Source organism: Nonomuraea sp. NPDC051941 (assembly GCF_044593615.1).
Genome location: NZ_JBIUCF010000111.1, coordinates 1 through 12,729 on the forward strand (window position 1 = coordinate 1; position 12,729 = coordinate 12,729).

Sequence of the window (12,729 nt, forward strand, 5' to 3'; positions counted from 1 at the left end):
TCCACGAGCCATAGCGGACCGACGTCGGCGGGCAGCACACCCCCCGATTCTCATCCACGCGAGCACGCCCGAAGGGCGGATCTGGATCTAATGGCACGTTAATGGCACGAACACCCCGTCACATGATCTGTGGCGGGATGTTTTTGCTGGTGGAGCCTAGGAGATTCGAACTCCTGACTTCCTGCTCGCAAACGGGGGCCAGTCACTACGTGGGGCGGTCTTCTTCCTGGTCAAGCGGCAGATGGCGACTGGTGACGCGTGCCCATGTGCGTCGGCGTTGCTGTACCAGGCTGCTGTACAGCAACTGTGGGGCCGGTCCAAAAATGTCCAGGGCCGGATGTTAGCAGCGGAGTCAGCATGACCAGCATCACAAGCCGGTAGCCAGTGGTCACCATGCCGAAGGAAGATTCGGAAAGCATTGCAGGCGGCTGCGGCTCAATACAGGGCAGCCCAAGGACCTCGCTCAGCACAGTTCGTTGCCTGTCGGTCACCCGACGTTCGGCGTTGGCATCCCGGGTGTCGTCATCCTCGGTGGGAGCAAAGCCCAGACCAGACCAAGACTAGAGACGGCGAAGACGCAAAAGCTAGGTTGAAGGCGTGGAGCTTTTAGAGGAACGTGAGTGGGATGCCAGCGTGCACGGCACCCAAAGCCCAGCGCGGCGCGGCGAATGCACATGGGGAGCACCTTGCCCAAACCGAGCCACCCGAAGCGTCCTGGTGCGTGATGCCGGCGGAGAGAGTTGGTGGGCTGTGTGCGACCGGCACTTTGCTGACTCTCCGGTCTTTCGGTAGGCGGAACACATCGGCCTGTAGGCGGGGGAGCGGAAGGCGGGGCGGCATGAGCGACGTCGACATAGAGCAGATTGCCGCGTTGCTGAGGGAGCGGAACGGTATTGACGAGAAGATCGCAGCGATTATTCAGCGTCCCATGACCGCGGGCCATCTGGGCGAATGGATCGTGGCGCAAGTCTTTGGAATCGAGTTGGAAACATCCGCCGTGGCCGCCGCAGTCGACGGTCGGTTCACGTCTGGCCCATTGCGTGGTCAGACCGTCAACGTGAAGTGGTATCTCAAGCGCGAGGGCCTACTGGATATTACGGTGCGGACGAAGCCGGACTACTATCTCGTGCTGACGGGGCCCGCATCACCAGCGGCTTCGTCGCGAGGCGGCACTCGTCCTTGGTGTATCGAGTCGGTGTACTTGTTTGACGCTAGTCAGTTGCTAGCGGAGCTCCGTACGCGCGGAATAAGGATCGGGACTGCCTCTAGTGTCCGAGCCGCGCAGTGGACAGCAGCTGAGATTTACCCGGGCGCAAATAACCCGCTATTTACGGTAAACCCGGAGCAAGCGGAGTTGCTGCAACTTTTCGCACTTCGATGAGACTGCTGCATACGGAGTCAGTACTCCGATGCCGAGTACTTGCGGTTCGCAGAACCCGTCGACCGGTAGCCCCCACGTCGTCGTCAAGGAACCGCACATGCCAGGGAGCAGGCGTTGCTGTTTGCGCACGGCAGTCAACCTCTCGTAGCTCGCTGTCTGTGGTAGGCCCGCTCATGTCTCCACTCAAGCATTCGGGCCACTGACCGGCGAACGCCAGAGCGACCCCTCGTAGATTTGGGTGATCTCCGATGCCCTCCGTGGCCACCTGCGGAAACCTGTCGATCAGAAGCCTGACCAGGAGTTACTGTTGCGGCTGGCTCTCGTCGTTTCGCGCTGTTCTCGGCCATCCCACGGAATAGGGCAGGAGGTTGCTCATGGCGATCCCGAAGAAGGGTTCGCGGCTCATCACCGCCGACGGCACCGTATTCCGCTGGCACGTCCGTCGTAAGCCCACGTATTGCCAGGGGAACAGCTGGGGCCCGATGACATTCGCCGTAGAACTGGCCGACGCATCGGGTCGTGTCCTTCTGGTGTCGCTCCCCTGCTCGCGACCGGACGCGTGGTGGGGAGAACGGACGATGGCCATACGGCCAGCACTCGTGACGGCGACCATACGCATGGCGCTCGGTAACGGTTGGAATCCGCAGCAAGCAGGCAACGCCTTCGAGCTTGCACTCACCGATGATGACCTGACCGAGTTGATGAACGGCCAACCGCCTGCCTACGACGCCCCTTTCATGCGGAGATAGCTTCCTCGGTGTCCAGCACGAGTCCGCTTATCAGGCGGACCAACCGCCCTGATCGTTCTGTTCAACACGGTGGATATGGGTCGATGCGATGGGATTGCGTGAGGCGGCGTTGCAGCGCGCGCTGCTGTACAGCGCTCTGCCAACGCGCCTCAGCGCTGTTGCCTCCCAGCTCGCGCAGGAGAAGAGCCGCGCTGGCCCTCCTAGCTTCTCAGCCGGCAACGGACGGATATCGGGCTGCCGCTAGATCGTCGGCGAGGTCTTCTATGGAAAGGTCAGCGTTCAGCGTGGTGACCACCGTCTGCGTCAGCGGACGGAGGGCGTAGACGTGTCGCACCGCACCGAGGTCCACGGGTACCTCGTAGTAGTCCTCCGCGAACCGCTGGAACGCCTCCGGAGACGGATCAACGAGCCGTGCGAACAGATATGCCGCCCCATCGGGATCGCTCACGTCGTTCGGGTAGTCGATCTCACCTGCCCGCCAGCAGTCATCACCGGCCTCACGCCACAGGCAGGCGGTCACGACCGGCATACCGTCCTCGTCGCAGAATGCGGGCTCCTGCACACAGTGGCGGAAGATTTCGGGGACGGAGTCGAGCACCCCCGGCCACGGTCCGTCGTTGCCGTAGGGGCTCATCACCGCCTCGTGAGCGAATCCGCGGATGTACGCACCCGCGGCAGAGAAGACGATGGAGTATTCGTCTCCCGAGCCGTTGCGCATCGAGGCCATCTCCTCCCCAGGGCCCCAGCCTGTGTCAAAGGAGTGGTAGCGGCTGGACCATTCCAGGCTCAGGACGGCCTCCAGCACCGCCATGGAGCGACACAGATCACGGAGCTGCGGAATATCGGGCAGCAGACGCGCCACATCGTGAGCAGTCATGAACCTTATCCAATCGGATGCCAGCAACATCTCCTTGCATGCCTCCACGCCGCCAGCACCGATGGGCCACACCGTCCGTCCGGTGGCGCACAGCCGATGACCGACTGGAGGCAAGGCAGACAGTGTCCCTGTGTTCCACTGCTTAGATGGCAAGCGCGATAACGAGCATCATCGCGGTCGTAGGAACGTTGCTCGGGGCCACCGTCACGTACGTGTTCCAGGCTCGTGCGGCGAAGCAGGCCCGCCAGGCCGCGCGAGAAAAGAGACTCTGGCAGGAGCGATTAGCTTCCTACAGCGCCTTTGCCGGCGCGTTGACCGACTTCCGGCAGAGCCAGAACGACCGGTGGCATATCGAGCAGGAAAACCCGCAAAGCCAGGCGTTCATCGTGGCACGGGATTCGTCGTACCAGAAGCGAGCCGATGCCACCTCGGCCCTCTTCAGGCTGCGCCTTGTGGCAGCGAACGGGACGCTCAGCGAGCTTGCCTCGGCCGCGCTGAAACTTACCGAGGAAATCCCGCAGGCTGCCGATGAGTCGGACCGGAGGGATCGGGGACGCAAAGCTCGCCGTGCCCTACTGGACTTCACAGAGGCAGCAGCCGCCCAGGTAAGGGAGACCCATAGTTAATTAGGCCGGGGCAGAGGTCGGCGGAGCGGGCGGTTGCGAGCGTCCGCTTTTCAGGCGGTCCATTCACCCTGCTCAGACAGAGAAGGCCGTCGTCAGAGGGGTGGACGGTAGCCGGCATGTGCTCGCGTGTGGGGATGTTGCTGTCAGCGTTGCTGTCACCTCGGCCATGGCCTCCCGACGGCAAGGGGTGCGGTAGCGATCGCTCCCGCTCTCGACCACGAGAATCGAGGCAGGCGATTGTCACAGCCTCACCACTGCCTGGTCGACAGCGTATCCGTGGCCGATAATCTGCTCATTTCTATGCGCCTGTGCCAGGCGATGGACATCAGGGGCCGTCCTATGCCCGGCATGAGAGCGCGGCGCGGCTAGATCATGGGATTCTGTGGCGTGGACTCGGTAACACTGCACGTGGCGGCACGCCGGTATCTAATAGAGCGCTACGACGAGTTGGCTGACAGGTATGTTGAGCTGCCCAACCAGGGGCGGGCGGTGGGCGGGTATGACTACAGTCCCGAAGCCTGGCGCATCTCCCCTCGCTACAACGTGGTCGCAGCGATCCTGGAACAGGTGGAGCGGCTTGATCCAGACCGGCTGCCCGAGTTCTCCGGCCTCGTCGACGCTCTGGCAGCGGCGGCCGACAGGGCCCAGTCCCCGTTCACCCAGCCGGCGGCCAACGAGGCGGCGGCCAAGGCCATGGCTGAGGAACGCCATCTGTTCCAGTCGACTCTGCAAGGCTGGGTTACGCGGGGCGGCCTTCGGGTGACACCGTTGGCGTACCGGCGCGTGTTGACGCCTGCCGAGTCGGCCGAACGGCAGGAACAGCTGCAGCAGCGGTGGGGGCTAGTGGGCAGGTCGTGGCACCCGATGCTCGCCGAGCCAACCCCGCCCGACGCGCTCGTGCTGACAGAGGCATCGATGTGGGATGAGCAGGGACTCGCCCAGGTGCGCGCCGCACTGGTCGAGATGAGCGGCGGCCGTGTGACAGAGCTACGCGAGTACGGCGCGGATTACCTCGTTGACGTGGAGATGTTTGCACCCTGGTACACGGGCGCCGAGGGCGTGTGGAGCGATGGCTCGCTTACTTGGATCGCGTTCGCCTCCCACGAGGGAACTGTCGCCTTCGGTGGCCAACTCGCCGCCGCCCTCGAAGCGGAGTGGGTCGACCTCGACCGATGGCGCTGGTCAGCCTGAGCCGCTCCGGCTTCGATGGACGCTTGACCTCCTGATCCGTAGCAAGATCGGAGATGTCCGCAGGCGTCCATCGTCGACATGAGCACCAGTTCGGAAGGGGCGTCCGGCCTCGGGGATTCCACACTTGTCCATGGTCGTTCAGGGCTGTCGTTAGCAGCAGCGTTAGCAAGATCACCTATCGGGATACTCGTCAGGGCGAGGAGCTCGGACGTGGGGTAGGGCCTGTCTCCGACTCGCGCCGAACTCCGCGAAGTTCCGCCGACCCTGCGTGAGGCTCACCTCGTAGTTACTGAACTTGATTGGGTGATGTCGGGGGCATCGGCCTGACAGTAGTGTGTCGGTTCCTGATAGTTCTGGCTGGGTGAGAGATGCGCGGGGCGGGGGCTGACCGACGCCGGGAGGGCCGGGCGGGAGCGCAGTCGGCTTCAGGCCGCCATGGAGCCACCCCGCTTATGAGGCCGAACAGTCTGAATCCCGTATTTAGAACCTTGCCTCAGCAACCTTCATGAGGGAGGATAGATTTTCTGAGCTAATACCTCTATACGGGCGAACCGATGCAGATGATTCCCCGTTTTACGAATTTATGGCACGCCTGATGGGGCACTTGCTCAATTCTGTCTTAGCAGCAGAAAATATTGCGATTCACTATGGCTATGGAACTGCTATGAGTCCGCCTAAGACGCCTGGCGCGACCCTTATGCCTGACCCTAAGTTGCTGAGATCACTGGAGCAGTCTTGTGTCGGGCAAGATCGTACAACAGATTCTGCATATCATCGGCACTCGTGAAGACATCGGTCAGGCCAGCTTGCCAGAAAGAGGCAGTGATCATCTCCTCGTCGGGCAGGCACAGCCATGCCGGGCCGGACGCACCAGGGTAAGCCGCCGATCGCGTGTACATGTGTCCCGGTGGACTTCCTCGCGCGCTGATTGCCCTGCCTGAAGTCGGCGGCTCACAAGGTTCGGGAAGTGCCGCTTGCCGGCACGCGCGCCGCCGCTGGGGGACTGGCCGGAGAGTTGCCCCATGCCACGCTGTTGCCTTTTCGTCACGAAATCTCGGCAGCGAGATCGCTACAGGTCGTTTGCGCTGCTCGCAGGGTCATTAACGGCCGCTCAAGGTCGCCCGAATATGGCGCGGTTGCTGTCCCCGGCCCACCGCCGCGCCAGGGGCCAGATTCTCGGAATCATGGCATATCTGCGCGAATCGGATCTTTCGGGAGCTACACGTCGGAATAATATCCATTTTACTGGCGGATATTCGGACATCAAGGACACTCCCTCTTTTCGCTCCTTGCTGATTATTTGCCCGCTTATAAACGTGCGCGCGTCTTTCATGATTGACGCTGGGGTATCTCCCTTATCGCACTATCGCAGCGGTGCGGGCGTATGCGAAAAAAGAACAACCCCGGCATCCGCGCTACCGCGACACCATTCACGAGCTCGATCTGACACAGGTCAACGAGCCTCAGGAAATTATCTGACGTTCGCGCTGGAAATGCTAACCGCGGAAAGGAATGCCCTATGTCATTCATCATGCGCAACACACTCCCCAAGCTGGCCGCACGTACACTCGCCGCCGCCGTCCTCACCGCAGCAGTCATGACGCCCGCGGTCGCGGCATCCTCTGTCCCCAACCCGGCCGAGGCATACATCTCGAGCGTCAGTGCGAACGGAAACGGGTGCCCGCCCGGGACATGGGAGGCGGCGATCAGCCCCGACGGGAAGTCGTTCACCGTTACATTCAGCTCATACGAGACGCTCATCGAATCTGGTGGTGATGCTTCGGATAAGGAATGCACGCTCTCGCTGAACGTGCATACCCCGCCGGGGACCTCGCTTTCCACCGCCAAGTTCTCCTACCAGGGCTACGCGCTCATGGACCAAGCAGGGATGAGCGCGACGCAGAGCGCAAGCTACAACTTCCGCGGTGCTCCCGTCCCGGCTCAGTCGGTTCGCTCGCAGATCTCGGGGCCACACGACGACACGTACCTCTTCTCCGACCGGATCTTGCTTCACGACGACGTGGCGTCGGCGCAGGGCGAAACCCGCGCGCTAAACGGGGAAACGGGCCTAGTCCTCACCAACAACCCCGCAAAGACCGGCAGCGGCTTCTTCAACACCAACAGTGTCGACGGGACGCTCCAAAACGGACCGAGCTGCACCATCGACCGGCGCACCGCCACCTCGGGGCAGACCATCGTCGGCACCTCGGGCGCCGATGTCATCTGCGGGTCACCGTTCGCCGACCGTATCGCCGCGCTGGGCGGCGACGACGTCATCCTCGCCTTCGCGGGCAACGACCGGGTCTCCGCCGGTGCCGGCAACGACACCGTCTTCGGCGGCAACGGCGACGACGACATCAGCGGCGACGACGGCAACGACACCCTCGACGGCGAAGCCGGCAACGACCGGATCCTGGGCGGGCCAGGCACCGACACCGCTAACGGCGGGCCGGGCACCGATTCCTGCATAGCCGAGACGACCACCTCCTGCTGAGTCAGGTCGACGCTCCGGTGATGTGGCTTCGGGACGAAGCGGTCGAGGTCGGAGCCGGGCGACCTGCTTTACCCACCTTGGCCGCGCCGGGTCCCGAAGCGAGGGGACCCAGGTCGGACAGTTGCGGGCAGGAAGGAACCTGCGCGACCCGCCGGGCCAGCGTACGGGCCCCTCGCTCCCGGCCCGACCAAGGACACCGGGCGAAATCCAGGCCGCCCTTCACCATCGCCCAGGAGCCGATTCGGCGCAGGAGTGCCAACCGTGTGCGACCAGCGTGCGATCCGCCGCGGTCAGCTTCGGTGAGCAGCGGCGACCCAGAGTCCAACTTCTGAGCGGGGGGCAAGGCCCCGATCAGGGCACAAAATCGGGTTTCCAAGTTGACATACCCATCACCCAGGTAGGGGGTTGTTCGCTTGCTGCACTTCGCGTGTCATGGCTAGGCCATCAAGCACGCGACCATGGGGACCGTGAGCGGCTCGCGGAGGACGATCGCTTCAGGACGGCGGTCACCACAGGCGACAGATGCGTGACCACGGACGCGGTAGTCACGCAGTTTGTCACTCTCCCTCGCCTCACAGTGATCGGCGAGGGAGAGTCTTCCCAGGTGGAGCCTAGGAGATTCGAACTCCTGACTTCCTGCTTGCAAAGCAGGCGCTCTGCCAACTGAGCTAAGGCCCCTTCGACGAAGATAGCTTACCGGGCGGACGAAGCTACCTGCGTCGTACCAAGGTCATCGCTCAGTACCAAACCAGGGAAGTCGGCGATCGAGTCAAGGATGTGGGTCGCGCCGCCCTTCAGAAGGCGCTCCCGGCTGTGGACCCCGGTCATCACCCCCGCCACGATCGACGCCCCCGCGCGCCTGCCGCAGAGCATGTCGCTTTCGGAGTCGCCGATGACGGCCACCTGGCGGACGTCCTCCGCCCCCAGGCGCAGCACCGCGTGCAGGACCATGTCCGGCCAGGGGCGGCCGCGGCCGCCGGCGTCCTCGGGGGAGATGGCCAGGTCGATCTTGTCGTGCCAGCCGAGGACGCTCAGGATGCGGCTCAGGGTGGTGCGGCTGAAGCCGGTGATCAGGGCGAGCTTGATGCCGGTGCCGCGGAGTTTGTCGAGGACCTCCAGAACTCCGGGCATGGGGACGAGACCCGCCCGCTCCAGAGTGCCCTCGTAGGAGCGCTCGAACGTCAGGTTCGCCGCTTGCGCCTGGGCCTCGTTCCCGGGGAAGATCCCACGGAAGACATCGATCTTGGGGCAGCCCCGGGACCGGTGCACGTGAACCATGGCACGCGCGTATGCTCCGGTCCCGGGCACTATGCCCTGGGTCGCGATCGCCTCGGCAAAGGCGCGCTCGACCATGGCGATGTCACCGACTGTGGTGCCTGCCAGGTCCAGGCACACCAGCTTGATGGGGACGACGTCACTCATCGCCTCGCCGGTCGGTTAGTTCTCGCTGCCGGTCGCCTCGGTCCAGAGATCGAGCTCTGCGCGGTCGGCCTGCACCTTACGCCAGATCAGCAACCCCCCAAGGGCGATCAGCGCCAGAACGAGCAGCTTCTTCACGGTGTGACCCCACTTCTTCGACGGCCTCACCTGCCGGGGTGAGACCCAACGGTTGACATGCAGCCTAGCAAGGGATGGCTGCGCTCCCGGTGTTGCGCACAGACCAGATGCGCGGAATGCGCGGAGAACGAGTGGTCAGCCCCAGGTGAGGCGCGTTAACCCCATCCCCCACGACATCTCGGATTCCTCTCCGTGTCCATCCCCCTCCACTCAGGGGGCCACCCGTCAGGCAACAGCTCGATCATGCCAAATATCGCGCCCGAGCGCGCATGACTTCGAACTGGACATACCCCAGGGGGGTGTGTTACGTTCCTCGCCGTTCCCAGATATACCCCCTGGGGGTAGCAAGGAAAGGAAGGGGTTACGTCATGGCTGACGAAAGACGCTGGTGGGCGCTCATCGTGCTCGCGGCGGCACAGTTCATGGTGATCATGGATACCTCCATCATCGGCGTCGCGCTCCCCGACATGCAGCGCGACTTAGGCTTCTCCGACGGCGGGCTGCAGTGGGTGTTCAACGCCTACGTGGTCGCCTTCGGCGGATTGTTGCTGCTCGGCGGGCGGCTGGCCGACCTGTTCGGGGCGCGCAGGGTGTTCGTCACGGGATGGGCGGTCCTGATCGCCGGATCCGTGGTCGCCGCCGCTGCCACCACCGCCTGGGTCGAGGTGGCCGGGCGTGCCGTGCAGGGCATCGGTGGGGCGCTGATCGCGCCCGCCGCCATGGCGCTGCTCATGATGCTCTTCGGTCACAACGCCCGCGAGCTGGGCAAGGCCATGGCACTGTACGGGGCCGCCGCCCCGGCGGGTGGCACCGCGGGCGTGTTCCTCGGTGGCGTGATCACCGAGTATCTGAGCTGGCCCTGGGTCTTCATCATCTACGTCCCGATCGGCCTGGCCACGCTGGCGGCCACCAGGCTGCTGCCCGCCGTGCGCGGCAAGCGCGGATCCGTCGACCTCGTGGGCGCCGCGTCCGTCACCGCGGGCATCGCGCTCGTCGTGTACGCCATCGTCGCCGCGAACTGGCCGGCCGGACTCGGTGGCGCGGCGCTGCTCGCCCTGTTCCTGTTCGTGCAGCGTACGGTCAGAGAGCCGCTCATGCCCCTGGCCATCTGGCGCACGCCCGGCCTGGCCACCTCCAACCTGGCCATGGCCCTGCTCGGCGCGGCCTGGATTCCCATGTGGTACTTCCTCAACCTCTACCTGCAGCAGGTCCTCGGGTACGGCGCGTTCGCCAGTGGCGCGGCGCTGCTGCCGATGACCGTGGCGATCATGATCTTCATGATCGGCATCACCGCAAGGCTGCTGGGCAGGTTCGGGGCCAAGCCACTCATCGTGGTCGGGCTGGCGGTGCTGGCGGCCGGGGTGGCCGGACTCGGGTTCACCGGCGGGTTCGCCACGAACGTGCTCCCCGCGAGCCTGATCGCGGCGGTCGGGATGTCCCTGGCGTACATCCCGGCGATGATGTCGGCCATGTCGGGCGCCCGCCCGGAGGAGGCGGGCCTCGCCTCCGGCATCGTCAACACGACCTACCAGGTCGGCTCCGCGCTGGGCCTGGCCGTCATGACCGCGCTGGCCACCTCCCAGGAGCAGTTCGGCTTCCAGGCCGCCTTCACGGGCGCCGCGGTGGTGGCCGTCCTGGGCGCGGCGCTCACGTCCGCTCTCATGCGCAGGCCGTCCGTACGCGAGAGCGACCCTGTCGGCTGAATCCCCAAAAACCCTTCTAGATACCCTAGGGGGGTAGGGTGTTAGACTACGAAGAAGGAGACGTCATGAGCACCGCCACCTACATCGTCAAGGGCATGACTTGCGGCCACTGCGTGAGCTCGGTGAAGGAAGAGGTCAGCGGCGTCGCGGGGATCACCTCCGTGGAGGTGGACCTGGCCGGCGGCCTGCTGACGGTCAACAGCGAAGGCCCCGTCGACCGCGCGGAGATCGCCGCCGCGGTCGAGGAGGCCGGATACGAGCTGGCGGGCCAGGCATGAACGCCGCCGCCAAGCTCGGCGCCTACGTCCTGGGGCTGACCGTCGTCTTCGGCGGCGCCCTGGGCGTGGGCCAGATGGCCGGCCCGACGGCGGCCCCGGCGCAGGTCGAGGACCACGCCGGGATGGCCCCGCAAGAGGACCACGCCGGGATGGCCCCGCAAGGCAAGCACGAACAGACGAAGAGCGATACCCCTAGGGGGCTTCAAGTGTCCGAGAACGGTTACACCCTCAACCCGTTGACCACCGTCAAGGCCGGCGAGCCGACCGACTTCCGCTTTACGGTCACTGGCCCTGATGGCAGGCCGGTGACCGATTACCAGGTCGAGCATGACAAGAAGCTGCATTTCATCGTGGTGTCGCGGGATCTGGCGAGCTTCCAGCACCTGCACCCCGTCCAGGACGGGGACGGGGACGGGGCGTGGTCGGTGCGGCTGACGCTGGCGGATCCGGGCGCGTACCGAGCGTTCGCGGACTTCACTCCGGTGGGCGGCGGTAACCTGACGCTGGGTGCGGATCTGCTGGTCGCGGGGGACTACAAGCCGCAGCCTCTTGCTCCGGTGGCTCGTACGGCTGAGGTGGACGGCTACACGGTCTCCCTGGCGGGTGATCTCGTGCCCGGCCAGGCCAGCAAGCTGACGCTGAGCGTGAGCAAGGATGGCAAGCCGGTGACGGACCTGCAGCCGTATCTGGGGGCGTACGGGCATCTGGTGGCGTTGCGGGCCGGTGATCTGGCCTACCTGCACGTGCATCCGGAGGAGAGTGTGAAGGCGGGGCCGGAGATCACCTTCTACGCCGAAGTGCCCAGCGGCGGTGACTACCGGTTGTTCCTGGATTTCCAGCATGAGGGCAAGGTCCGTACCGCGGACTTCACCGCCCGGGCGAGTGGCGCGGGACCGGCTCAGCCGGGCACCAGCGGTCACGGGCACTGAAACAGGAAAAGGAGGGGTGATGACTTCCCTGACCCAGGACAGATCCGTCGAGCTGTCGATCGGTGGCATGACCTGCGCGTCCTGCGCGAACCGGATCGAGCGCAAGCTGAACAAGCTCGAGGGTGTGAGCGCGACGGTGAACTACGCGACGGAGAAGGCGAAGGTCACCTTCCCGGATGGTGTGGACCCGAAGGAACTGATCAGCGAGGTGGAGAAGGCCGGGTACACGGCCGCGCTACCGGCTGCCCCCGCCCCGAGCGAAGCACCCCCGCAGGACGAGCTGCGGCCGTTGCGGCAGCGGTTGATCACCGCGGTGGTGTTGAGTGTGCCGGTGGTGGCGATGGCGATGGTGCCGGCGTTGCAGTTCACGAACTGGCAGTGGCTGTCGCTGGTGCTGGCGGCGCCGGTGGTGGTGTACGCGGGCTGGCCGTTCCACAAGGCGGCCTGGACGAACCTGCGGCACGGCGCCGCGACGATGGACACGCTGATCTCGGTCGGCACGCTGGCCGCGTTCGGCTGGTCGCTGTGGGCGCTGTTCTTCGGCAGCGCGGGCACACCGGGGATGACGCATCCGTTCGCCTTCACGATCGAGCGCACCGACGGCTCCGGCAACATCTATCTGGAAACCGCGGCGGCGGTGACCGCGTTCATCCTGGCCGGCCGGTATTTCGAGTCCCGTTCCAAGCGGCGGGCGGGGGCGGCGTTGCGGGCGTTGCTGGAGCTGGGCGCCAAGGAGGTGGAGCTGGCCGACGGCCGCCGGATCCCCACCGACCAGCTGGAGGCCGGTGACACGTTCGTGGTGCGGCCCGGCGAGAAGATCGCCACCGACGGCGTCATCCTCGAAGGCTCCTCGGCGGTGGACGCCTCGATGCTGACCGGCGAGTCGGTGCCGGTGGAGGTGCGGCCCGGGGACGCGGTCACCGGGGCGACGGTGAACGCGGGCG

At 65.1% G+C, this 12,729-nt stretch carries 13 protein-coding genes and 1 tRNA gene; 9 read left to right on the forward strand and 5 right to left on the reverse strand.

What is annotated here, in order from left to right; all coding sequences use genetic code 11:
- The first annotated feature begins 838 nt into the window (after positions 1-838).
- Both ACIHFD_RS67075 and ACIHFD_RS67080 read left to right on the forward strand, forming a co-directional pair.
- Positions 839-1,381 (forward strand): hypothetical protein, encoded by a 543-nt coding sequence (locus ACIHFD_RS67075; RefSeq protein ID WP_397375838.1) that lies wholly within the window; start codon positions 839-841, stop codon positions 1,379-1,381.
- A 374-nt stretch (positions 1,382-1,755) separates the two neighbouring features.
- The gene (locus ACIHFD_RS67080; protein ID WP_397375839.1) at positions 1,756-2,130 is read left to right on the forward strand and encodes a hypothetical protein; all 375 of its coding nucleotides are present in this window, start codon (positions 1,756-1,758) and stop codon (positions 2,128-2,130) included.
- 208 nt (positions 2,131-2,338) lie between these two features.
- Here the strand turns inward: ACIHFD_RS67080 and ACIHFD_RS67085 are convergent, their stop codons facing one another.
- A complete protein-coding gene (locus ACIHFD_RS67085; protein WP_397375840.1) occupies positions 2,339-3,037 on the reverse strand; it encodes a hypothetical protein in 699 nt (232 codons plus the stop codon).
- Between the two features lie 116 nt (positions 3,038-3,153).
- Between ACIHFD_RS67085 and ACIHFD_RS67090 the strand changes: the two genes are divergently transcribed.
- A complete protein-coding gene (locus ACIHFD_RS67090) occupies positions 3,154-3,633 on the forward strand; it encodes a hypothetical protein (RefSeq protein WP_397375841.1) in 480 nt (159 codons plus the stop codon).
- A 387-nt stretch (positions 3,634-4,020) separates the two neighbouring features.
- Positions 4,021-4,824, forward strand: a complete 804-nt coding sequence (locus ACIHFD_RS67095) for a hypothetical protein (RefSeq protein ID WP_397375842.1) — start codon at positions 4,021-4,023, stop codon at positions 4,822-4,824.
- A 171-nt stretch (positions 4,825-4,995) separates the two neighbouring features.
- Here ACIHFD_RS67095 and ACIHFD_RS67100 read toward each other — a convergent pair whose 3' ends face one another.
- A complete protein-coding gene (locus ACIHFD_RS67100; RefSeq protein WP_397375847.1) occupies positions 4,996-5,253 on the reverse strand; it encodes a CPCC family cysteine-rich protein in 258 nt (85 codons plus the stop codon).
- A 1,090-nt stretch (positions 5,254-6,343) separates the two neighbouring features.
- Here ACIHFD_RS67100 and ACIHFD_RS67105 point away from each other — a divergent pair.
- Complete coding sequence (locus ACIHFD_RS67105) at positions 6,344-7,318, forward strand: DUF4360 domain-containing protein (protein ID WP_397375843.1); 975 nt, start codon at positions 6,344-6,346, stop codon at positions 7,316-7,318.
- A 605-nt stretch (positions 7,319-7,923) separates the two neighbouring features.
- Here the strand turns inward: ACIHFD_RS67105 and ACIHFD_RS67110 are convergent.
- The 3 genes from ACIHFD_RS67110 to ACIHFD_RS67120 all read right to left on the reverse strand — a co-directional run bounded on the left by ACIHFD_RS67110 (position 7,924) and on the right by ACIHFD_RS67120 (position 8,875).
- Positions 7,924-7,996 (reverse strand) — tRNA-Ala (locus ACIHFD_RS67110).
- Positions 7,997-8,011: 15 nt separating this feature from the next.
- Positions 8,012-8,740: an HAD-IA family hydrolase gene (locus ACIHFD_RS67115; RefSeq protein WP_363985833.1), complete on the reverse strand. Its 729-nt coding sequence runs from the start codon at positions 8,738-8,740 to the stop codon at positions 8,012-8,014.
- Between the two features lie 15 nt (positions 8,741-8,755).
- Positions 8,756-8,875, reverse strand: a complete 120-nt coding sequence (locus ACIHFD_RS67120; protein ID WP_020542320.1) for a DLW-39 family protein — start codon at positions 8,873-8,875, stop codon at positions 8,756-8,758.
- Positions 8,876-9,243: 368 nt separating this feature from the next.
- Here ACIHFD_RS67120 and ACIHFD_RS67125 point away from each other — a divergent pair, with 368 nt between their 5' ends.
- The 4 genes from ACIHFD_RS67125 to ACIHFD_RS67140 all read left to right on the forward strand — a co-directional run.
- Entirely contained in the window at positions 9,244-10,578 is a 1,335-nt protein-coding gene (locus tag ACIHFD_RS67125; protein WP_397375844.1) for an MFS transporter, read from the forward strand.
- A gap of 65 nt (positions 10,579-10,643) precedes the next feature.
- On the forward strand, positions 10,644-10,856 hold the full coding sequence (locus ACIHFD_RS67130; RefSeq protein WP_364267437.1) for a heavy-metal-associated domain-containing protein: 213 nt from the start codon (positions 10,644-10,646) through the stop codon (positions 10,854-10,856).
- Positions 10,853-11,785, forward strand: coding sequence for a hypothetical protein (locus tag ACIHFD_RS67135; RefSeq protein WP_397375845.1), 933 nt, complete (start codon positions 10,853-10,855; stop codon positions 11,783-11,785). Before ACIHFD_RS67130 ends, ACIHFD_RS67135 begins: the two co-directional genes overlap by 4 nt.
- A gap of 19 nt (positions 11,786-11,804) precedes the next feature.
- Positions 11,805-12,729 (forward strand): heavy metal translocating P-type ATPase (locus ACIHFD_RS67140; RefSeq protein ID WP_397375846.1); only part of this gene is annotated, 925 nt, incomplete at its 3' end.